This window comes from Streptomyces sp. DSM 106670 (assembly GCF_055792845.1).
The window spans coordinates 2,695,428-2,717,225 of sequence record NZ_CM147704.1 but is presented as its reverse complement, the minus strand read 5'-3'; the positions used below and the strand labels follow the sequence as shown (position 1 = coordinate 2,717,225).

Below are 21,798 nucleotides of genomic sequence, written 5' to 3'. Positions count from 1 at the left end.
ACGCGGGTGAGAGCTGTCCGATCAGAGGTAGGCGCGGCCGGGAACGGCCGCTGTCTCCTTGCCTTCGGCGCGCAGCTCGACGAAGGCAAGGACCGCGGCGACGACGGCCAGGACCACGATGTAGACGCCGACGAGGAAGTCGGCGGTGCTTTCCTTGGTGTCGTTTCCAACGACCGCGATGAGGACGACCTCGACGACGGTAGCGGCGGTGAATGTGGCGAACAGTCCACGGCTGCGGGCGCTTTTACGGGTGAGCATGAGATAGAGGAACGGGGCGAAGGACAGTAGCCCCAGGCTGACGACGGGCAGCAGCGCCCCGACGATCCTTTTGATCATTTTCTGCTCCAGGCAGTACAGGTGTCGGACCGCTGAATCTTGTCGTCCGATCGCTGCAGAAGTGCAGGTCGTTGCCTACTCTTTGCGCTGTGTGCGAGGGCTGCTCGATCATGAAGCCCCGGTCGTCCCTCGCAGGCACCACCCGTACGGGTCACGTCGCCGCGGGCGCCGCGAACTTCCCGGTGAAGTAGAGCCCCGCGAGGTTCGCTTTGATCGCGTCCTTGTAGCTCTTGGAGAACTTGTTCCCCGTCTTCTCGGCATAACGGGCAGCGGTCTCTTCACTGTCGAGTGCAGCCGTGATCTCCAGCAACAGCCTTTGCTCGTTGTCGTTGGCCACTGCAGCCACATGCTGCTGCATGAGGTCCCAGATCTTGGGGATGGGGGCCCAGCCGGCCGCCGTCATGTTCGCCCTCGTCTCCGTGGAGAGTGAGGAGTCGCCGCGTCCCGAATAGAAGAAGCGGGGCTTCGCCTGGTCGTCCTCCGCGTGGGTCAGGACATTCTCGTTGACGATGATGTTGTGGTACTCGACCAGCGCCTTGCTGTTTCTCTGCTGGTTGATGTCGATGCCCCCCTCCTGCTGCTTCTGGTGGCCGAGCTCGTGCATGATCGTCTGATTTTTCGTGTAGTCACCCGTCACCTCATGGTTGACCAGAAGGATCCGATGCTCTTCCATGTAGGCGCCCCCGCCGGCCGAGGAAACGATCTGCACGGCGTCGTCGCCGGCCATGCCGGTCACCGTATTCACATTCAAGGCCAAGGCCTCGGGGGTGAGGTTCACGCGGCTCTCCGCCGGATACTCGGAGAACGGAGTCGCCGCGGACATGCCCGCGGGCACCTCGACCACCATGGGCGCGCTCGCCAGCCCCAGCCGCTCCCTCCACCGGTCGATGTCCTCCGCCACCAGGGCGCGTTGGACCGCCCCGTCTCCGGCCGTCGCCGCCTGCGGACCGGGGGCCGGCTCCGCGGCCAGCCCGGCGGATGGGACGGGCGCGGACATCACGCGGTTCGCCGTCGCCTCCGCCTCCCGCTCGAACCGGTCGGAAGGGTCGCTGACGCGCAGCCCGTCACCCCGGGTGGTCCCGGCCACCGGCCCCTGGCGCTGCTGGATGACGTGGGTGAGTTCATGGGCCAGGGTGCGTTTGTCGGTGCCGCCGTCGCCGATGACGATGTTGCTGCCCGAGGTGTAGGCGCGGGCGCCGATCTCGCCGGCGGAGCGTTGGGCGGTCGTGCCGGTGTGCAGACGTACTTCGGAGAAGTCCGCACCGAGGCGCGCCTCCATCTCCTGCCGCAGCGGCGCCGCCATGGGCTGCCCCGAGCCGCGCAGGACGTCGTGGACGGCGGAGCGCTGTACGGGCGCGGAGTCCTGCTGATGGCCGCAGTCCGCGTCGTGCTGGTGCCGCGCCTCCTCGACCAGCCGGCTGACGGCGGCGTTGCCGAGTCTGCGCTGCAGGGCCGCGAGCGAGGCCCCGGGCGCACCTCCCTGCTGCCCGGCGGAGCCTGCACCCGTACGGCGGCCCTTGGGCGCTCCGGGAGTCCTGTCCGAGTCCTGAGCGCGCATCAAGAGCCTTTCTGTGCAGTCGGATCCGGGCTTCTCTCCTGACTACATCACCGGGACGCATCCACGGAAGTCCCGAAAGGGCAGCACGGGTCGGCTGCCCGGGCAGTCTTGCCCTCGGGCTCCGCGGGGGTGGGTGCGGCGGCCCCGGCCGCCGTGAGCACATCCACGGCGGCCGGGGCGGCGGCGATCAAAGCGTCGAGCAGCTCAGCCCGAGAGTCCCAACTCCCGGGCGATCAGCATCCGCTGGACCTCACTCGTGCCCTCGCCGATCTCCAGGATCTTCGAGTCGCGCCACATCCGCGCCACCGGGTACTCGTTCATGAAGCCGTAGCCGCCGTGGATCTGCGTCGCCTCGCGGGCGTTGTCCACCGCGACCGTCGAGGAGTACAGCTTCGCGATGGCCGCCTCCTTCTTGAACGGTTCGCCCGCCACCAGGCGCGAGGCCGCGTCGCGCCAGCCCACGCGGGCCATGTGGGCGCGCATCTCCATGTCGGCGATCTTGAACTGGATCGCCTGGTTCGCGCCGATCGGCTTGCCGAAGGCGTGGCGCTCCGCCGCGTACTTCACCGACTCGTCCACACAGCCCTGCGCCAGCCCCGTGGCCAGGGCCGAGATGGCGATCCGGCCCTCGTCCAGGATCCGCAGGAACTGCGCGTAGCCCCGGCCCTGTTCGCCCAGCAGGTTCGCCGCCGGGACGCGGACGTCCGTGAAGGACAGCTCGCGGGTGTCCGAGGCGTTCCAGCCGACCTTGGAGTACGGGGCCGCGACCGTGAAGCCGGGGGTGCCGGACGGGACGATGATCGCGGAGATCAGCGGGCGGCCGTCCTTCTTGCGGCCCGTCACGGCGGTGACCGTCACCAACTCCGTGATGTCCGTGCCGGAGTTGGTGATGAAGCACTTCGAGCCGTTGATCACCCACTCGTTCGTCGCCTCGTCCAGCACCGCCGTCGTGCGCGTGCCGCCCGCGTCCGAGCCGCCGTCCGGCTCGGTCAGGCCGAACGCGCCCAGCGCCTCGCCCGCGCACAGCTTCGGCAGCCACTGGCGCTTCTGCTCCTCCGTGCCGAAGAGGTGCAGCGGCATCGCGCCCAGCGAGACCCCGGCCTCCAGGGTGATCGCCACCGAGGAGTCGACCCGGGCCAGCTCCTCCAGGGCGATCCCGAGCGCCAGGTAGTCGCCGCCCATGCCGCCGTACTCCTCCGGGAACGGCAGCCCGAACAGGCCCATCCGGCCCATCTCGCGCACGATCTCGTACGGGAATTCATGGCGCTCGTAGAAGTCGCCGATCTTCGGCGCGACCACGTCGTGCGCGAACGCCTCGACCGTGCGGCGCAGTTCCTCGTGCTCGGCGGTCAGCCGGTGGTCCAAAGGCATGGGTTGCTCACTCCTGGTGGGAGGCGGAAGAAGGGGGAGGGGTCAGGGCGCGGACCGTGCGGGATGGGCTCGGCCGGCCCAGGTGTTCAGCCAGCCAGACGCTGGTGGCGGTCAGTTCGGCCAGGTCGACGCCCGTCTCGATGCCCAGTCCTTCGAGCATCCAGACCAGGTCCTCGGTGGCGAGGTTTCCCGTGGCGCTCTTCGCGTACGGGCAGCCGCCCAGGCCGCCCGCCGAGGCGTCGACCGTGGTCACCCCGTGCTGGAGCGCCGCCAGGGTGTTCGACAGCGCCTGGCCGTACGTGTCGTGGAAGTGGACGCCGATCGACGGGGTCGGGACTCCGGACTCGTTCAGCGCTGACAGCAGCGCCGTCACGTGGCCCGGCGTCGCCACCCCGATCGTGTCGCCCAGCGACAGCTCGTCGCAGCCCAGGTCCATCAGCGCCTTGGCGGCCTTCACCACCTGGGCGACCGGCACCGCGCCCTCCCACGGGTCGCCGAAGCACATCGAGAGGTATCCGCGCACCTGGACCTTGTCCGCCTTCGCGCGCGCCACCACCGGCTCGAACATCGCCAGCGACTCGTCGACCGTACGGTTCAGATTGCGGGCCGCGAACGTCTCCGTCGCCGAGCCGAACACCGCGATCGACCGGGCCCCGAGCGCCAGCGCCCGGTCCAGTCCGCGTTCGTTCGGGACCAGGACGGGGAGCGATACGTCACCCACGTCGGCGATGTCGCCGAGGAGGGGGAACAGCTGCTCCGCGTCCGCCAGTTGGGGCACCCACTTCGGGTGCACGAAGCTCGTCGCCTCGATGGTGGTCAGGCCCGCCACCGCCAGGCGGCGGATGAACTCCGCCTTCACCGGCGTCGGCACGGTCTCCTTCTCGTTCTGGAGGCCGTCACGTGCGCCCACTTCGTGGATACGGACCCGGGCGGGAAGACCCGGGGCCGGGACCTTCATGGGGAGTCCCCGCGTGCTCATGCGTCCTCCCCGTCGGCGACCGGGACCACGACCGCCAGGATCTGGTCCATCGCCACCGTCGCGCCCGCCGTGACGTCCAGCTCGGTGACCGTCCCCGCGTGCGGGGCCGCGATCACGTGTTCCATCTTCATCGCCTCCACCACGAGCAGGCTCTGGCCCGCCTCGACCTCGTCCCCGACGGCCACCTTCACCACCGTGACCGTGCCCGGCATCGGGGCCGCCAGCGTGTCCGCCCCGCCCCGGCCCGCCCCGCTCAGGGACGCCTCCACCGGGTCGTGGTCCTGGACGTGCCAGGTATCGCCGTCCCGGCCGAGCCAGTCGCCCGAGCGGTGGAAGTGGACGACCGTGCCGTCCTGTTCGACCGTCACCCGGTCGGGACCGACCACAGCTCCTGACGGCGCCCCGTACGTCACCGGGTCCGCGCCCGGCACCCGCAGCGGGAACGCCAGCGGCGCCCGCACACCCCCCGTACGCCATCCGCTCGGCACCGAGAACGGGTCCGTCCAGCCGCCCGCGTCCGGCCGGGGGGCCAGGGCGTCGAGGCGGACCGCCGCTCCCGCCGCGTACACCTCGTCCGGCACCCCGTCCGGCACCAGGCCCTCCGCCTCGCGCTCCACCAACCCCGTGTCCAGGTCGCCGGAGACCACGTCCGGGTGGGCCAGCAGGCGGCGCAGGAAGCCCGCGTTGGTCGGGACGCCCAGGATCACCGTGTCCGCGAGGGCCGCCCGCAGCTTGCGGAGGGCCGTCGCGCGGTCGGGGCCGTACGCGATGACCTTCGACAGCATCGGGTCGTACAGGCTGCCCACCGGCACGCCCTCGCTGAGCCCCGAGTCCGTCCGCACCCCGCCGCCCTGCGGTTCGCGCAGCGCCAGCACCGTACCGCCGGAGGGCAGGAAGCCCCGGGCGGGGTCCTCGGCGCAGACCCTCGCCTCGATCGCCCAGCCGGTGAGGGTGATGTCCTGCTGTGCGTACGGGAGTCGCTCGCCCGACGCCACCCGCAGCTGCCACTCCACCAGGTCCAGGCCGGTGATCAGCTCGGTCACCGGGTGCTCGACCTGGAGGCGGGTGTTCATCTCCATGAAGTAGTACGAGGCCGGGTCGTTGCCCGGGACGATGAACTCCACCGTCCCCGCGCCGACATAGCCGCAGCTGCGCGCCGCCTGGACCGCCGCCTCGCCCATCGCCGCCCGGGTCTCCGCGTCCAGCAGGACGCTCGGGGCCTCCTCGATGATCTTCTGGTGGCGGCGCTGGAGCGAGCACTCGCGCTCGCCCAGATGGATCACGTTGCCGTGGGCGTCGGCCAGCACCTGGATCTCGATGTGGCGCGGGCGGTCGATCCACCGCTCCACCAGGAGCGTGTCGTCGCCGAAGGAGGCACGGGCCTCCCGTCGCGCCGCCGCGATCTCCTCCGCCAGCACCGCCGCGTCGCGGACCAGGCGCATGCCCTTGCCGCCGCCGCCCGCCGAGGGCTTCAGCAGGACCGGGGTGCCGATCTCCCGTGCCGCTTCCTCCAGTTGGGCGTCGGTCAGGCCGCTGCCGGAGGAGCCGGGGACCACCGGGACCCCGTACGCCGCGACCGTCTCCTTGGCCCGGATCTTGTCGCCCATGAGCGAGATCGCCGAGGCGGGCGGGCCGATGAAGACCAGCCCCGCGTCCGTACAGGCGGCGGCGAACTCGGCGTTCTCCGCCAGGAATCCGTACCCGGGGTGGACCGCCTGCGCGCCCGTGCGGCGGGCCGCCTCCAGCAGCGCCGCCACGTTCAGATAGCTCTCCGACGCGGCCGGCGGGCCGATCCGTACCGCCGTGTCCGCCTCCCGGACATGCCGGGCGTCCGCGTCCGCGTCGCTGAAGACCGCGACCGAGCGCACCCCCTGCTCCCGCAGTGTCCGGATCACCCGGACCGCGATCTCGCCGCGGTTGGCGACCAGAACGGTGTCGAACATCGTCATCTGTTCCTCACATCCGGAAGACGCCGAAGCCGGGACCGGCCGGGTCCTTCTGGGGCAGCGGGGCATTGGCGCAGGCCGTGAGGGCGAGGCCCAGCACCTGGCGGGTGTCCACGGGGTCGATCACGCCGTCGTCCCAGAGCCGGGCGCTGGCGTAGTACGCGTTGCCCTGGGTCTCGTACTGGGCGCGGATCGGGGCCTTGAACGTCTCCTCGTCCTCGGCGCTCCAGTCGTCGCCCAGCTGGTCGCGCTTGACGGTGGCCAGGACGGAGGCCGCCTGCTCGCCGCCCATCACCGAGATCTTGGCGTTCGGCCACATCCACAGGAAGCGGGGGCTGTAGGCCCGGCCGCACATGGAGTAGTTGCCCGCGCCGTACGAACCGCCGACCACGACCGTCAGCTTCGGCACCCGGGTGCAGGCCACCGCCGTGACCATCTTCGCGCCGTGCTTGGCGATGCCGCCCGCCTCGTAGTCCCGGCCGACCATGAAGCCGGAGATGTTCTGGAGGAAGACGAGCGGGATGCCGCGCTGGTCGCACAGCTCGATGAAGTGCGCGCCCTTCTGGGCGGACTCGGAGAACAGGATGCCGTTGTTCGCGACGATCCCGACCGGGTGGCCGTGGATCCGGGCGAAGCCGGTGATCAGGGTCTGGCCGTACTCCGCCTTGAACTCCTGGAAGCGGGAGCCGTCCACCACGCGCGCGATCACTTCGCGTACGTCGTAGGGGGTGCGGGAGTCCACCGGGACCGCCCCGTACAGCCCCGCCGGGTCGACCTTCGGCTCCTCGGCCGGCTCGACCGACCAGGGCAGCGGGGCCCGGTCCGGGAGGGTCGCGACGATGTTGCGGACGATCCGCAGCGCGTGCGCGTCGTCCTCCGCGAGATGGTCGGTGACCCCCGACGTACGGGAGTGGACCTCGCCGCCGCCCAGCTCCTCCGCCGTGACCACCTCACCGGTGGCGGCCTTCACCAGCGGCGGGCCGCCGAGGAAGATCGTGCCCTGGTTGCGGACGATGACGGCCTCGTCGCTCATCGCCGGGACGTACGCCCCGCCCGCCGTGCAGGAGCCCAGCACCGCCGCGATCTGCGGGATGCCCGCCCCCGACATCCGGGCCTGGTTGTAGAAGATCCGCCCGAAGTGGTCCCGGTCGGGGAAGACCTCGTCCTGCATCGGCAGGAACGCGCCGCCCGAGTCGACCAGATAGAGGCAGGGGAGACGATTCTCCAGCGCCACTTCCTGCGCGCGCAGGTGCTTCTTCACGGTCATCGGGTAGTACGTGCCGCCCTTGACGGTCGCGTCATTGGCGACGATCACGCACTCGCGGCCCGAGACCCGCCCGATGCCCGCGATGACGCCCGCGGCGGGCGCCTGGTCCCCGTACATCCCGTTCGCCGCCAGCGGGGCCAGCTCAAGGAACGGCGAGCCCGGGTCGAGAAGGGTGTCCACCCGGTCCCGGGGGAGCAGCTTGCCGCGCGCCTCGTGGCGGGCCCGCGCCTTCTCACCCCCGCCCAGCCGCGCCGTGGCGAGCCGTGCCGCCAGCTCGTCGGAGAGCGCGCGATGAGCCGCCTCGTTGGCCTGCCAGGCCTCCGAGGCGGGATCGGCCGCGCTCGCCAGGACCGGTGCCTGCTGCATCGTGTCGAGCCCCCTTGCCCGTACCGCAGTAGTGAAAAGCGTTGACGTGCTGTTGCGACGTGCTGTTAATGAGCGTTAACGCGTTCCCCTCAGGTTAACGAGCGCTAACGACCCTGTCTAGAATGAATCCTCATGAGCACCCATGCCGCCGCCCGCGTCGCGGCTCCCACCCGCCGCGAGCAGATCCTCCGGGAGGCCGCCCGCCTCTTCGCCGAGCGCGGCTTCCACGGTGTCGGCGTCGACGAGATAGGCGCCGCCGTCGGGATCAGCGGCCCCGGCCTCTACCGCCACTTCCCCGGCAAGGACGCGATGCTCGCCGAGCTGCTGGTGGGCATCAGCGAACGCCTCCTCGAGGGCGGACGGCTGCGGGTGGCGGAGGACGAGGCCCGGGGCGACGGCTCCCCGGAGGCCCTCCTGGACGCGCTCATCGAGGGCCACATCGACTTCGCCCTCGACGACCGCCCCCTGATCACCCTCCACGACCGGGAGCTGGACCGGCTGCGCGACACGGACCGCAAGCGGGTGCGCCGGCTCCAGCGCGAGTACGTCGAGGTCTGGGTCGGCGTCGTCCGCGCCTTGTATCCGGCGCTGGCCGAGAACCGGGCCCGCGTCACCGTGCACGCCGTCTTCGGTCTGCTGAACTCCACCCCGCACCTGGCCCGCCCCGACGCCCTGCCCGGCCGGGCGGCGACCGCCGCGCTGCTGCACCGGCTGGCCCGGGGCGCCTTCGCCGCGGCGGAGCCCTCCTGAGCAGCGGCTTCCTCTCCCGGGCCGCACCGGGTTCCGGGCAACCCCGGACGGGGTACGTACGTCTCTCCGGTCAACACGCTACGACCGGTCACAACGCTACGAAATCGGGGAGCCGCACCATGACCGTCTCACTGGGCGAAGAGATCATGCTGCTGTCGCTGGACGACGAGACCGGCGCGGCGAAGGGGGAGACCGCCGCCCGCTGGGGCGTGGCGGCCGGCATGCTCCTGGAGCTGGTCATGGCGGGGCGCGTCACGGTGAGGGGCGGCCGCGTCGAGGTCTTCGACCCCACCCCGACCGGCGACGCCCTGCTGGACGGCCGGCTCGACCGGCTGGTGCGCTGGGTCCACGGGGCCTCCAGCAGCCGCAAGGTGACCGACTGGCTGACCCGGGAACACGCCAAGGGTTCGCAAGACGTCGTGGCGAGCCTCTGCGCCCGCGGCCTGGTGACCGAGGAGAAGTACCGGGCCCTCGGCGTCTTCCCGGTGCGCCGCTACCCGGAGGCGGACGGAACCGTCGAACGCGAGCTGCGCGCCCGGCTGTCCGCCGTGGTGCTGCACGGCGCCGAGCCGGACGCCCGCACCACCGCGCTCGTCGCCCTGGTGCACGCCACGGGCATGCACCCGCAGACGTTCCCCGGCCTGCCGAAGAAGCAGGTCGCCCCGCGCATGGCCGAGATCGCCGAGGGCCACTGGGCGGGCGTGAGCGTGCGCGAGGCGATCCGCAACCTTCAGGCGGCGATCTCCGCGGTGTCCGTGGTGACGGTCCTCACCGTGGTGTCGTAGAGCGCCGTGGTGTCGTAGGACGCCGTGGTGTCGTAGGGCAGGGGCTCCGGGGCGCTCTCAGGCCGCCGGGCAGGGCCGTTCTGTGCGCTCTCAGGCCGTCGCCGCCGTCAGGTTCCGCTGCGCCCAGGCGGCGAACGAGGTCACCGGAATGCCCAGCTCCACGGCGTGTTCGGGGTGGGCCGGCTGCGTGATGGCGTTGCTCCACAGGTGACCGGCGCCCCACGCCGGCATGCCCGCCGCGAGCGCCTCGTCGAGGTCCATCGACGGAGCCTCCACCGGTACGCCCCAGGCGGCGGACAGCACCCCGGCCACCTGCTCCATCGTGAGCCGGTCGCCCGCGAGTTCCAGCTCCACCGCGTGGAAGCGGTCGGGCTCCTGTACGGCGTGGGCGACGGCCGCGCCGATGTCCTCGGCCGCCACCAGCGCCAGGGTCGTGTCCGGCCGGACGACCGTCGCCAGACCGCCTTCGGGCCCGTGGGGCGCCAGCTGGGGCAGGTTCTCCATGAAGAACGCGGGCTTGACCACGAACCAGCGGGCGAAGCCGGCCCCGCGCACCGCCTCCAGGATCGCCTGCTTGGTGTCGAAGTACGGCTCCATCGCCGCCCAGCGGCCCTCCGCCCACCCCGGGGTCTCCGTGTGCCGGCCCACCCCGCTGGTCGAGGACTGGACGAACTGCGGCACGCCCGCGGCCCGCGCCGCCTCGATGAGGTTCGTCGCCTGCGCCAGCTCCCCGGCGAAGTCGACGCCGCTCTCGCTCATCGGCGGCATCTGCACCGCGAACACGGCACGGACGTCCGCGCACGCGGCGTCCAGCGAGGACCGGACGGTCAGGTCGCCGGTCACCAGCTCGGCGCCCAGCGCCTCGACGTCCTTCGCGCGCCGCGCCAGCGGGTCGCGCACCAGGGCGCGGACCGGCACACCGGCGGCCAGCAGGGCCCGGGCGGTGGCCCCGCCCTGGCGTCCGGTGGCGCCGGTGACCAGGACGGGGGCGGTACGTGATGCCGGTGATGCCATGGCGGTGTCTCCTCGGGAAGCGGCGGCGGGACCGTCGGAAATCGGCGGCAGGGCCGCGAAACAGAAAACGGCGGGGCCCGCCGTTTCTCCCTCGCTACGATATGGCGAGGCCCACCACTTAGCAAGGAGAGCATGTGACCGGTCAGCGCTCGGACGCCCGCCGCAACTACAGCCGCATCCTGGCCGTGGCCGAGGCGGAGGTCGCTCGGCACGGTGCGGCGGCCTCCCTCGAACAGGTCGCCCGTTCCGCGGGCGTCGGCTCCGCCACCGTGCGCCGCCACTTCCCCACCCGGCAGGCCCTGCTCGAAGCCGTCTTCCAGGAACGCATCCAGGCCCTCTGCGCCCGCGCGGACCAGCTGGGCGGGGCCGACGACAGCCGGGCCGCCCTGCTGGAATGGCTGCGCGACTTCGTCGCGTACGCCGTCTCCGCCCGCGGTCTCGCGGACGCCCTGACCTACGAGCCGCCCACCGACGTACCGGCCGACGCCGACGCGCCGCACTCCTGCGGCGCGGTGCTGGAGGACGCGGCCACCCCGCTGCTCCACCGCGCCCTGCGCGACGGCGTGGTCAGGCCGGGCGTCACCTTCCACGACCTGATCACCCTCGTCGTCGGGATCGCCCTGGCCACCGAGCACCACGCCGAACCGTCGGTCCAGGCCGGCCGCCTCTTCACCCTCGCCGTCGAGGGCCTCAGCCCGAGCCCGGGGCCGAACCCGACTGCCTGACCGAGACGGTGACGTGGTCGACGCGCATCGGGTGGCCGGGCTCGGTCGCGGGGCCCGCCGTCGCGCCGTCCGCCTCCGGCAGCTTGCCGCCGATCGCCACGTTCAGGATCAGGAACACCCCGTGGTCCACCGCCCGCTTCCAGGTCGCCGTGTCCATCGCGTCGGCCCGCACCCGGTGGTACACCCGGTCGTCCCGGTACCAGCGGACCTCCTCCGCGCCGGGGGAGAGGTCGACCTCGACGGCGTACATGTGGAACGCCGTACGGCAGTCCGCGCAGGCCCGCGGACCCGATGTCAGCCCCACCGGCTCCTCGCACGGGCCGCCGTCCAGGACCCCGCAGTGCAGCGAACCGAACACGCTGTCCCGGCCGTTGACCGACTCCATCACGTCCAGCTCGCCCACGCCCGGCCATCCGGTGTACCCGTCGCGCAACGAGCCGCCCAGGGTCCAGAACGCGGGCCAGTAGCCCGCCGCCTCCGGCCCGGTCACGTCCGGCAGGGCGATGGACGCCTCGATCCGCAGCACTCCGCCGGGCGGCGGCGCGAAGTCCGAACGTACGGTCGTGATCCGGCCCGAACTCCACTGCCCGGCCTTCCGGGTGGGCACGATCTCCAGTGCGCCCCGGCCGTCCAGGCGCACATTGTCGGTCGAGTCGGTCATGGTCTCGATCTCACTGGTGCCCCACTGCGGCGCCGGGCAGCCGGGGTAGCACGTTCCCAGGTCGTACTGCCAGTTCGCGGGTGAGGGGCGGCTGCCCTTCGGTCCGTCGAAGTCGTCCCGCAGCAGCTCGGCCCAGCCGTCCTTCCCGGACGCGGCGGGCGGCGCGGGCGCGACGGGCTCGGGTGCGGGGTCGGTGGCATCGTCCGGGGTCAGTGCGCCGGACTCCGTCAGCAGGCGCTCCAGCCGGGGGGCCAGCACGATCGCCGCCACGTTCGTCAGATGGGCGTCGTCGCGGTAGAGCAGGATCCGGTCCCGTACCGCGGGGCAGGTCGGGCCGTCGCCCGGGCACAGCACCGGGTTCACGCCGACGGACCGCACACCCGGCACCGCGCCCGCCGCGATCCGCCGCGCCAGCGGGTCGGCCGGAAGCGCCTCGGCCCGGCCGAACGCGCAGCCGGCGGCGTCGTCCGGAGCGCCGGAGACGCACGCCGGGATGTCCGTGCCCGGTACGGGGGTGTCCTCGATGTACACGATCGGCGCGCCGGTTGCCCGCAGCGGCTCCAGCGTCCTCTCCCAGGCGGCGGTCAGGGCCTTCTCGTCGGCGGTGTACCGGTTGAGCGAGGCGATCACGATGAGCCGGGGCCTCGGCCCCGTACGCAGCCGGTCCAGCGCGTCCGCCCGCCAGCTGTCGCACTCCCGGTAGGCACGCCCCAACTGAGGGCTTTCCACCGTCAGTTCCGGTAGCGGGCAGCCCTGCTTCACCAGTTCCTGGAGCGCCCAGCCACGCCGGGAGGCCATCGAGAGCAGCGGGGAGAACCACTGGCCGGCGTGCGAGTCGCCGAGCAGCACGATGCGGTCCGGGCTGTCCACCGCCCCGAACAGGCACTCCGGGCTGCGCGTCACCGCCGGGGCGACCTGGCAGGCCCCGTCCGGCGGGAAGTCCTTGCGGGCCTGGGCCGGGCCCGGCACCGGAGGACCGTCCGCGAGCGGGGAGCCGTCGGCGCGGGCGAGCAGCGAGGGCCCGGCGGCCGCGCCCGGCGGGAGACCCTTGACGTCGACCGGGGTGGCCGGGCCCATCAGCTGGAGGGTCGTGGTGCCGACGACGAGCGCGAGCACGACCGGCAGGACGATGGCCGAGATCCCCACCGCCAGTCCCCGGCGCGGGAGTTCGGAGACCGTACGGCTGCGGCGCAGCGGTTGTTCCACCCAGCGCATCGTGGCGAGGGCGGGCAGCACGGCGGCCAGCGTCAGCGCCGTCTTCGCGGGCCAGCCGAGCGAACCGAGCCGCGCCTCGGCGAGGACGAGCACCGGCCAGTGCCACAGATACAGGGTGTAGGAGAGCCGCCCGACGGCCCGAGGCGCCCGCCCCGCCAGCAACCGCCCGACACCGTGGGCCCCTTGGGCGTCACGCTCGCCCCGGCCCGGGATCGCGGCGAGGATGACGGCGGCCGCACCCAGGGTCGGGACGAGCGCCGCGTGACCGGGGTACGGGGTCGACGCGTCGTACGCCACGACGCACCAGAGGATCGCCGCGGCCCCCGCCCATCCGCACACCAGCCGCAGCGGACGCGGCCCGCGCAGCAGATGCCAGGGCAGCAGCGCCAGCAGCGCGCCGACGGCGAACTGCCAGACCCGCGAAGGCGTTCCGAGGTACGCGAGCGAGACGGAGTCCCGCGTCCAGTGCAGGGACAGCGCGAACGAGGCGACGGCCACGGCGGCGGTGACGAGCGCCACGACCGCGCGCACGGCCCGGCCCCGGCGCACCGCACGTGCGGCGACCAGCACGATCACCGCCAGCAGCGGGGCCCAGAACAGATAGAACTGCTCCTCGACGGCGAGCGACCAGAAGTGCAGCAGCGGACTCTGGTCGTGCCCGGCGGCGAGGTAGTCGGTCTGCTGGGAGACGAACCGCCAGTTGGCGACGGACAGCGCGGCGGCGAGGACGTCGTGCTCCAGGTCGGCGCGGAGCAGCGGTACGGTCAGCCACGCCCCGGCGACCGCGACCGCCGCGAGGACGACGGCGGCGGAGGGCAGCAGCCGGCGGGCGCGGCGGGAGAAGAAGTCGCCGAGCCGGATCCGGCCGGTGGTGATCGCCTCCCGGACCAGCAGCCCGGTGATCAGATAGCCGGAGATGACGAAGAAGACGTCCACGCCGACGAAGCCGCCCGCCGCCCCCGGTATCTGGGCGTGGAAGGCGAGCACGGCCAGGACGGCGACCGCACGCAGCCCTTCGATGTCGGGCCGGAACGTGGATCGGTGCGGACTGGGCCCGGACTCGCCGCCCGAGCGGGCCGGGCGGGCCGGGCGGGCTGAGCTCGGGAGGGCGGATCGCTTACGGCGTGGGCCGCGGGCGATGAGGAGGGGCATCGGGTGGCGCCTTTCGGGACGGCTCAACTCAGCCACGGGAGCATCGGGTTGACCCACCCGGAGGCGATCAGACCGGTGAGCAGGAGGACGGCGGAGGCGGCGAGCGCCTCGGGCCAGCGGCGCGGCAGCATGCCCGTACGGGGGGACGGCCGCGACCCGGGCGTGAACCAGGCCCGGGGCCCGGACGCGAACCCGGACGCGAACCTGGACCCGGACCTGGACCTGGACCCGGACCGGGGCCCGGCTTCGGCGAGGGGCTTCCCGGTCGGCGCGGGCGGGCGCAGCTCGGCCGACAGGTCCCGGATCAGCGGCATGTTGATCTGCAACTGGACCAGGAGATAGAGGCCGAGGCCCCAGTTGGGCTCCCAGCCGTTACGGGCCACGGCCAGCGCGAGGCCACCGGCGGCCGCCCCGTTGGACAGGACCAGCCAGACCAGCGAGACGCCCACCACCCGGCGGGCCATCGACCCCGAACTCCCGCCGCCGCGACGCTCCTTGCCCTGCGCCCCCGTGGGCACCCAGGCGGCGCTGCGGCCGCGCAGGGTGTGCCAGAAGGCGGTGGCGGCGGCCACGCTGGTGAGGACGTTCGCGCGGATCACCTCCACCCGCCACCGGGTCCGGCTGATCCGGGGCAGCAGCACATGCCACAGCCACAGCGGCGCGAGCAGCGGCAGGACGTGCCAGGGCCGGACGTGGTCCGGGTACCGGAACATCATCACCAGCGGCGGCAGCGGAGCGGCGAAGGTGTTCACGGCCGTGGTCAGGTAGCCGACGACGCCTTCGTAGAAGCAGAGCCGCATCCGCCAGGGCGCGTTCATCCGCTTGAGGACCGGCGTGCCGAGGAGGTGCAGGTTGCCCATCGCCCACCGGTACTGCTGGTTGACGAACGAGGTGACGGTGTCGGGCGAGGTGCCCTTGGCGACCAGGACCGGGACGTACTGGGTGCGGAACCCGCGTTCGTGCAGGGCGAGTCCGGTGTACAGGTCCTCGCTGTGGTCGAGCCGCGCGAAGCCACCCGCCAGGTCGATCGCCTCGCGCCGGTAGACGGCGTTGCTGCCGCAGCAGATCGCGGCGTCGCTGGCGTCCCGCGAGGGCTGGATCCAGCGGAAGAACCACTCCTGCGCGGCCCCGGCGGCGCGCTGGATCCAGTCCATGCCCGCGTCGGTGTCGAAGCACTGCGGGCTCTGCACGATGCTGACGGCGGGGTCCGCGAGATACGGGACCAGATGGCGCAGGAAGTCCGGCCGGGGCGCGAAGTCCGCGTCCAGGATCGCGATGAACTCGGCGTCGGACAGGGTGAGGGCGTGGTTGAGGTTCCCGGCCTTCTTCAGGTGTCCCCGGTCGGGGCGGACGACGTACCGGTAGCCGTGCTCGGCCGCCAGGGCCGCCACCTCGGCCCGGTCGGCGTCGTCCAGCACCCAGACGGTGAGCGCGTCGGGCCAGTCGAGGGCGGCGACCGCGCGGTAGGCGTTGGCGAGGACGGGGAGGGGTTCGCCGCAGGTCGGCAGGTAGAGGTCGACAGTCGGCAGCGCGGCGGGCCGCCAGGCGCGGACGAGCACCTCGTGCGAGGCCCGGGTCAGCCGGCGCTGCCGCAGGCTGTTGACGGAGGACAGCAGCAGGGCCACCACGTTCAACCCGAGGACCGCGAGGAACGCCCACAGCGCGGGGGTCCGTAACGCGAAGGCGAACATCGTCGCCGCCGTGAACACGAAGGCCAGCGAACTGCTCACCAGCACCCACCGGTGCTGCGGCCCGAAGTACCAGTAGAGCTCGTCGTCGGACGGAGGTTGCGGAAGGTGATGCACGGTCATAAAGCCCCCCACGGCTGTGTATGTACCCGTTTTTCTGTGCCTGTTCCCGGTGGCCCACCTTACTGTCAAAGGTATAGACCACTTACCGAGAGGGCTGCGGCGGACGGAATGAGACACCGGATTGGCGTGACTTAATTGGTCCAGACCTCTGGGTGATTCCATTCGAGCCCGACGCCCGTCCGGCGGGGGAAGAGGCAGGTCACGCGAGGGTGAACAGTCCCGGAAGACTTGCCGGGCCGGACACGGGCCGGGCACGGACCGGGCGCGGACCGCCCGCCGGGGCCGGAAGCCGGAGCCGGCGCGGACCGGCCGCCGACCGCACGCCCGCCGGGCCCCGGACCGTCCGACGGTCAAGACACCGGGCACGCCCCGCACACCGGACGGCACAATGGGTCCATGCCGATACCCAGCCGCGCCGCCCTCGTCGACCACCTCGTCCGTACGCGTATCGCGGGGGACGTCGCCACGCCACGCGACAACAACCTCTCCCACTACCGCAAGCTCGCCAACGGTGACCGCCACTACTGGCTGGGCCTGGAGCTCGGCGACCGCTGGACCGACGAGCAGGACGTGCTCGCCGTGATGGCCGAGCGCTGCGGCGTCAACGACGACCCGGCGCACCGGCAGGGCCAGGACACCATCGACCCCGAGCTGACGGTCGACGCCCTGGAGCGGATGGCGGCCCGGCTGCGCAAGGCCGCCGACGGCCGCGAGCGGGTCCTGTTCGCCACCGGGCACCCGGGCGGCCTGCTGGACGTGCACCGGCAGACGGCGGACGCGCTGCGCCGCGCGGGTTGCGAGATCGTCCGCATCCCGTCCGGGCTGATCGCGGACGAGGGGCTGGTCGTCCAGTTCGCCGACGTCGCGATGCTGGAACGCGGCGCGACCCTCTGGCACACCCACTCCCCGGCCCCGATGGCCGCCATCCTGGACGCCATGGCCCACCTGGGCCGCCCGCTGCCCGACCTGGTCGTCGCCGACCACGGCTGGGCGGGCTGCGCGGGGCAGCGCGGGCTGGACGCGATCGGTTACGCGGACTGCAACGACCCGGCCCTCTTCCTCGGCGAGTCGGAGGGATCCCTCCAGGTCACGGTCCCGCTGGACGACCATGTCACCGACCCGCGCTTCTACGACCCGATGACGGACTACCTGCTGCACGCGGCGGGGCTGCTGGAGGAGGAGCCCGCGGAGCCGGTCGCCGAGGAGCCGGCCGCGTAGGCGCCGTGGGCCTCAGGAGCGGCCGGGCTCCGGCCCGCCGCGACCGGTGTCGCTCAGGAACCGCCGCGCCGCAGCCTCTGAGCCCTTCCCGGCGTCGGGTCCAGATACACCCGTCGGACCGACGGGAACCGCTCGCGCAGCTGCGCCTCCGCCTCCTCGCAGGCCCACTCGACCTCCGCGGCGGTGGCCATGTCCCGGAAGTCGATCTTCGCGGCGATCAGGATCTCGGCCGGCCCCTGGATCAGCGTGGTCAGTTCCAGTACGTCCACGATGTGCGGCACCGACAGCAGCTCCTCGCGCACCCCCGCCCGCATCGCCCGGGGCAGCGGCCGCCCGATGAGCAGCTGCGCGTTGGCGCGGCCCAGCACCCACGCCACGTACACCAGCAGCACCCCGATCAGACAGGACGCGACGCCGTCCCAGACGCCCGAGCCGGAGAGCTGCCCGCCGAGCAGACCGCCCGCCGCCAGCAGCAGGCCGATCAGGGCCGCCGAGTCCTCCATCACCACGGCCTTCACCGCCGTGTCCGGTGTGTGCCGCAGGTAGTACGTGTCCGGCACCCGCAGCCGTGACGCCTCGCGCCGCACCTGTTTGACCCCGGTGCGCAGCGAGTAGCCCTCCAGTAGGAAGGCGACGCCGAGGACGATGTAGGAGACGAGCGGATCGCCCAGCTCCTCGCCCGCGACCAGCGTGTGCACCCCGTCGTAGATCGAGAAGACGGCCCCGCCGACGAAGGTGGCGATGGAGGCGAGCATCGCCCAGATGTAGCGCTCGGGGCCGTAACCGAGGGGGTGGTCCTCGTCGGCCGGTTTCTCGCTCCGCTTGAGCGCGGTGAGGAGCATGACCTCGGTGACGGTGTCGGCGACCGAGTGCGCCGCCTCGGAGAGCATCGCGCTGGAGCCGCTGATCAGCCCGGCGACGGCCTTCGCCACGGCGATACCGAGGTTGGCGGCGGCCGCCACGATCACGGTGAAGGTGGACTCCCCGCCGTCGGCCGCTTTGTCGGCTTTCGCGTCACTCATGGTGGGGAGTATGTCGGAATCGCGGCTTCGGGGGCCGTTCATCCTCGCGGGATGCGCATCATCCTCGCGGGATACGGACCACGCCTTCCTGGATGACCGTGATCGCCAGGCGTCCGTCGGCGGTGTAGATACGGGCCTGGCCCAGTCCCCGGCCACCGGAGGCCGACGGCGACTCCTGGTCGTACAGCAGCCACTCGTCCGCCCGGAACGGCCGGTGGAACCACATCGCGTGGTCCAGGCTTGCGCCGACCACGTCCCCGACCGTCCAGCCGCCCCGCCCGTGGGCGAGCAGTACCGAGTCGAGCAGGGTCATGTCGGAGACGTACGTGGCCAGGCAGACGTGCAGCAGCGGGTCGTCGGCGAGCTTGCCGTTCGTCCGGAACCACACCTGGGAACGGGGTTCGCGCGCCTCGCCCACCGTGGCGAACGGCGGCTCGTCCACGTACCGCAGGTCCACCGCCTGCCGCGCCTCGATCAGCCGGTCCACGACGCCGGGATCGCTGAAGCGGTCCGCGTACCGGGGCAGCATCTCGGCAGCCGTCGGCAGGGTCTCCGGGTCCGGGGCGGCGGGCATGGGGGCCTGGTGCTCCATGCCCTCCTCGTGCGTCTGGAAGGACGCGGAGAGGTGGAAGATCGGCTGCCCGTGCTGGACGGCGACGACCCGGCGGGTGGTGAAGGACCGCCCGTCGCGGATCCGGTCGACGGTGTAGACGATGGGCGCGCCCGGGTCGCCCGCCCGCAGGAAGTACGAGTGCAGGGAGTGGGCTCCCCGGTCGGCGGGGACGGTGCGGCCCGCGGCGACGAGCGCCTGGGCCGCGACCTGGCCGCCGAACACCCGGGGCACGAGCGCGCTGCGGCTCTCGCCCCGGAAGATGTCCCGCTCGATCTGCTCCAGGTCGAGCAGGTGGAGCAGATCGAGCAGGGGATCGGGACTCTCGTTCATGGAAGGAAGGTAGTCCCTTACAGGCCCATGGACTTGGCGATGATCGACTTCATGACCTCGCTGGTGCCGCCGTAGATGCGGTTGACCCGGTTGTCCGCGTACAGGCGGGCGATCGGGTACTCGTTCATGAAGCCGTAGCCGCCGTGCAGCTGGAGGCAGCGGTCGATGACGCGGTGCGCGACCTCGGTGCAGAACAGCTTCGCGGACGCGGCCTCCGCCGCCGTCAGCTCACCGGCGTCCAGGGCCTCCAGCGCGCGGTCGGCGACGGCCTGGGCCGCGTCCACCTCGGCCTGGCAGGCGGCCAGCTCGAACTTGGTGTTCTGGAAGGAGGCGACGGTCTTGCCGAAGACCGTGCGGTCCTGCACGTACTCCTTGGCGAACCGGACGGCGGCCGCGGCCTGGGCGTACGCGCCGAAGGCGATGCCCCAGCGCTCGGAGGCCAGGTTGGTGCCGAGGTAGCCGAAGCCCTTGTTCTCCTCGCCCATCAGGTCCTCGACCGGGACCTTGACGTCGACGAACGCCAGCTCGGCGGTGTCGGAGACGCGCAGGCCCAGCTTGTCGAGCTTGCGGCCGACGGAGTAGCCCTCGGACTTGGTGTCGACGGCGAAGAGGGAGATGCCGAAGCGGCGGTCGTCCTCGCGCGGGGCGGCGGTGCGGGCACAGACGATCACGCGGTCGGCGTGGACGCCACCGGTGATGAAGGTCTTGGAGCCGTTGAGGATGTAGTGCGTGCCGTCCTCGGAGAGCTTGGCGGTGGTCTTCATGCCCGCGACGTCGGAGCCGGTGCCCGGCTCGGTCATCGCGAGGGCCCACATCTCCTCGCCGCTCGCGAACTTCGGCAGCCAGCGCTTCTTCTGCTCGCCGGTGGCCAGCATCTTGATGTACGGGAGGCCGAGCAGCGTGTGCACGCCGGAGCCGCCGAAGGAGACGCCCGCACGGGCGGTCTCCTCGTAGATCACGGCCTCGTACTTGTGCGAGTCGATGCCCGCGCCGCCGTACTCCTCGTCCACCTCGATGCCGAAGATGCCCAGCTCGCCCAGCTTGAGGTAGAAGTCGCGCGGCGCCTGGCCCGCGGCGAACCACTCGTCGTAGACCGGCACGACCTCGGCCGCGATGAAGGCGCGGATGGTCTCCCGGAACGCCTCGTGGTCCTCGTTGAATACCGTACGGCGCACGGGATGCCTCCTAGGTCGGCAGTCGATTCGCGGAAATGCGCGGAAAGTCGCGGAACATGGCTAAGCGCTTGCTCAGACTTCCTTCGAAGTTACCCGCCGGTTGCAGTCGCTGTCCAGGGTGATGCTCGGCACCCGGGGCGATTGTCAGTGGTGTGGGGGACTATCGGATGCAGACGGCGACGGACCGCATCGGGGGAGCACCATGACGATCACCAACGAGCAGCTGGCGGGCCACACCTTCCTGGCCCTGCTGTACGAGGACGACTATTTCCCGGACCACGTCCTGGACAAGGGCACGGCGATCCTGCACGCCCTGTGCGAGCGGATCGAGGCCGAGCGGCCCGCCGACCTCACCGCGCTGTACGCGCTGACCGCGGTGGCGACCGAGGCCTTCAACGACCTGGAGGCGGAGTTCGAGGCGGCGGACAGCGAGATCGAGACGGTCGCCCGCGAGGAGATAGGCGAGGCCTTCTGGACCATCGCGACGGCGTACGGCTTCGAGGACGCGGACCCGGAGAAGCTGATCGCCGAGCGCGAGTGGTGAGCGGTTCGGCGACCCGTTTCCGGACGGCGGGCCGGGCCTCGGGCGACGGGCGGCCGGGCTTCGGCGGCCGTAGGAGGGTGCGGGAGGAAGGTGCGGGGAGGAAGGTGAGGGAGTGAGGCTGGAGGACCTGGTCCGGCTGCGCCGGGCCCGCGACCGCATGGACCGCGAGTACGCCGAGCCGCTCGACGTCCCCGCACTGGCCCGCGACGCGCTGATGTCCCCCGGCCACTTCTCCCGCAGCTTCCGCGCCGCCTTCGGCGAGACCCCGTACAGCTATCTCATGACCCGCCGCATCGAGCGGGCCAAGGCCCTGCTGCGCCGGGGCGACCTGTCGGTCACCGACGTCTGCTTCGCCGTCGGCTGTACGTCGCTGGGCTCCTTCAGCTCCCGCTTCACGGAGCTGGTCGGCGAGACCCCGAGCGCCTACCGGGCCCGCCCCCACGACGCCGGCGAGACCATCCCCGCCTGCGTCGCCAAGATGCTCACGCGACCGGTCAGGAATGGAGAAGCGGATCGGAGGCCCCGCCCGTAGCGTGAAATCCATGGACATCAAGCTCTCGCAGTGCTTCATCGCCGTCGACGACCACGACAAGGCGCTCGCCTTCTACCGCGACGCCCTGGGAATGGAGGTACGCAACGATGTCGGATTCGAAGGCATGCGCTGGGTGACCGTCGGGTCTCCCGCCCAGCCGGACGTGGAGATCGTCCTGGAGCCCCCGCTCGCCGACCCGAACGCCCCGGCCGCCGACCGCCAGACCATGGCCGAGCTGCTCGCCAAGGGCATGCTGCGCGGCGTCATCCTCTCCTCGGACGATGTCGACGCGGCCTTCGAGAAGGTCCGCGCGGCGGGCGGCGAGGTGCTCCAGGAGCCGATCGACCAGCCGTACGGCGTCCGCGACTGCGCCTTCCGCGACCCCTCCGGCAACATGCTGCGCATCACCCAGGCCAAGAAGTAGCACC

General features: G+C 72.1%; 19 protein-coding genes. 7 read left to right on the top strand and 12 right to left on the bottom strand.

Annotated elements, in window-relative coordinates:
* Window positions 1-21: 21 nt before the first annotated feature.
* The 6 genes from ACSMXR_RS12010 to ACSMXR_RS11985 form a co-directional block, all read right to left on the bottom strand.
* On the bottom strand, window positions 22-336 hold the full coding sequence (locus ACSMXR_RS12010; protein ID WP_473171838.1) for a hypothetical protein: 315 nt from the start codon (window positions 334-336) through the stop codon (window positions 22-24).
* Between the two features lie 151 nt (window positions 337-487).
* A complete protein-coding gene (locus tag ACSMXR_RS12005) occupies window positions 488-1,894 on the bottom strand; it encodes an eCIS core domain-containing protein (protein ID WP_473171837.1) in 1,407 nt (468 codons plus the stop codon).
* A 204-nt stretch (window positions 1,895-2,098) separates the two neighbouring features.
* The gene (locus ACSMXR_RS12000) at window positions 2,099-3,265 is read right to left on the bottom strand and encodes an acyl-CoA dehydrogenase family protein (protein ID WP_473171836.1); all 1,167 of its coding nucleotides are present in this window, start codon (window positions 3,263-3,265) and stop codon (window positions 2,099-2,101) included.
* A gap of 7 nt (window positions 3,266-3,272) precedes the next feature.
* The gene (locus tag ACSMXR_RS11995) at window positions 3,273-4,244 is read right to left on the bottom strand and encodes a hydroxymethylglutaryl-CoA lyase (RefSeq protein ID WP_473171835.1); all 972 of its coding nucleotides are present in this window, start codon (window positions 4,242-4,244) and stop codon (window positions 3,273-3,275) included.
* Complete coding sequence (locus tag ACSMXR_RS11990; RefSeq protein WP_473171834.1) at window positions 4,241-6,193, bottom strand: acetyl/propionyl/methylcrotonyl-CoA carboxylase subunit alpha; 1,953 nt, start codon at window positions 6,191-6,193, stop codon at window positions 4,241-4,243. Before ACSMXR_RS11990 ends, ACSMXR_RS11995 begins: the two co-directional genes overlap by 4 nt.
* Window positions 6,194-6,200: 7 nt before the next feature.
* Window positions 6,201-7,823, bottom strand: coding sequence for a carboxyl transferase domain-containing protein (locus ACSMXR_RS11985; RefSeq protein WP_137232892.1), 1,623 nt, complete (start codon window positions 7,821-7,823; stop codon window positions 6,201-6,203).
* Window positions 7,824-7,955: 132 nt separating this feature from the next.
* Between ACSMXR_RS11985 and ACSMXR_RS11980 the strand changes: the two genes are divergently transcribed.
* Both ACSMXR_RS11980 and ACSMXR_RS11975 read left to right on the top strand, forming a co-directional pair.
* Window positions 7,956-8,573, top strand: a complete 618-nt coding sequence (locus ACSMXR_RS11980) for an SACE_7040 family transcriptional regulator (RefSeq protein WP_030085373.1) — start codon at window positions 7,956-7,958, stop codon at window positions 8,571-8,573.
* Window positions 8,574-8,692: 119 nt separating this feature from the next.
* Complete coding sequence (locus tag ACSMXR_RS11975) at window positions 8,693-9,358, top strand: GOLPH3/VPS74 family protein (protein ID WP_137232893.1); 666 nt, start codon at window positions 8,693-8,695, stop codon at window positions 9,356-9,358.
* A 90-nt stretch (window positions 9,359-9,448) separates the two neighbouring features.
* Here ACSMXR_RS11975 and ACSMXR_RS11970 read toward each other — a convergent pair whose 3' ends face one another.
* The gene (locus ACSMXR_RS11970; RefSeq protein WP_473171833.1) at window positions 9,449-10,372 is read right to left on the bottom strand and encodes an NmrA family NAD(P)-binding protein; all 924 of its coding nucleotides are present in this window, start codon (window positions 10,370-10,372) and stop codon (window positions 9,449-9,451) included.
* Between the two features lie 134 nt (window positions 10,373-10,506).
* Between ACSMXR_RS11970 and ACSMXR_RS11965 the strand changes: the two genes are divergently transcribed.
* Window positions 10,507-11,097, top strand: a complete 591-nt coding sequence (locus ACSMXR_RS11965; RefSeq protein WP_137232895.1) for a TetR/AcrR family transcriptional regulator — start codon at window positions 10,507-10,509, stop codon at window positions 11,095-11,097.
* Here the strand turns inward: ACSMXR_RS11965 and ACSMXR_RS11960 are convergent.
* Together ACSMXR_RS11960 and ACSMXR_RS11955 are read right to left on the bottom strand one after the other, a co-directional pair.
* On the bottom strand, window positions 11,063-14,125 hold the full coding sequence (locus tag ACSMXR_RS11960) for an acyltransferase family protein (protein ID WP_473171832.1): 3,063 nt from the start codon (window positions 14,123-14,125) through the stop codon (window positions 11,063-11,065). The two genes, ACSMXR_RS11965 and ACSMXR_RS11960, sit on opposite strands and share 35 nt — an antisense overlap.
* Window positions 14,126-14,148: 23 nt before the next feature.
* Complete coding sequence (locus ACSMXR_RS11955; protein WP_473171831.1) at window positions 14,149-15,936, bottom strand: glycosyltransferase family 2 protein; 1,788 nt, start codon at window positions 15,934-15,936, stop codon at window positions 14,149-14,151.
* Between the two features lie 396 nt (window positions 15,937-16,332).
* Here ACSMXR_RS11955 and ACSMXR_RS11950 point away from each other — a divergent pair, with 396 nt between their 5' ends.
* The gene (locus ACSMXR_RS11950; RefSeq protein ID WP_473171830.1) at window positions 16,333-17,154 is read left to right on the top strand and encodes a phosphatase; all 822 of its coding nucleotides are present in this window, start codon (window positions 16,333-16,335) and stop codon (window positions 17,152-17,154) included.
* Between the two features lie 53 nt (window positions 17,155-17,207).
* Here the strand turns inward: ACSMXR_RS11950 and ACSMXR_RS11945 are convergent, their stop codons facing one another.
* Genes ACSMXR_RS11945 through ACSMXR_RS11935 form a run of 3 tightly spaced genes read right to left on the bottom strand, consistent with a single transcriptional unit; the run spans window position 17,208 to window position 20,294 of the window.
* Window positions 17,208-18,176: a cation diffusion facilitator family transporter gene (locus ACSMXR_RS11945; protein WP_376184598.1), complete on the bottom strand. Its 969-nt coding sequence runs from the start codon at window positions 18,174-18,176 to the stop codon at window positions 17,208-17,210.
* 58 nt (window positions 18,177-18,234) lie between these two features.
* Window positions 18,235-19,119 (bottom strand): acyl-CoA thioesterase II, encoded by an 885-nt coding sequence (tesB, locus tag ACSMXR_RS11940; protein WP_137232900.1) that lies wholly within the window; start codon window positions 19,117-19,119, stop codon window positions 18,235-18,237.
* Window positions 19,120-19,136: 17 nt separating this feature from the next.
* Window positions 19,137-20,294, bottom strand: a complete 1,158-nt coding sequence (locus ACSMXR_RS11935) for an acyl-CoA dehydrogenase family protein (protein WP_473171829.1) — start codon at window positions 20,292-20,294, stop codon at window positions 19,137-19,139.
* 202 nt (window positions 20,295-20,496) lie between these two features.
* On the opposite strand from ACSMXR_RS11935, the gene ACSMXR_RS11930 reads away from it, so the two are divergent.
* From ACSMXR_RS11930 to ACSMXR_RS11920, 3 genes are all read left to right on the top strand, one after another.
* Window positions 20,497-20,838, top strand: a complete 342-nt coding sequence (locus tag ACSMXR_RS11930) for a DUF5713 family protein (protein ID WP_137232901.1) — start codon at window positions 20,497-20,499, stop codon at window positions 20,836-20,838.
* A 112-nt stretch (window positions 20,839-20,950) separates the two neighbouring features.
* Complete coding sequence (locus tag ACSMXR_RS11925) at window positions 20,951-21,370, top strand: helix-turn-helix transcriptional regulator (protein WP_030085393.1); 420 nt, start codon at window positions 20,951-20,953, stop codon at window positions 21,368-21,370.
* A gap of 10 nt (window positions 21,371-21,380) precedes the next feature.
* Window positions 21,381-21,794 carry a VOC family protein gene (locus ACSMXR_RS11920; protein ID WP_030085396.1) on the top strand — a complete coding sequence of 138 codons (414 nt, stop codon included), beginning with the start codon at window positions 21,381-21,383 and terminating at the stop codon, window positions 21,792-21,794.
* The last annotated feature ends 4 nt before the right edge of the window (window positions 21,795-21,798 follow it).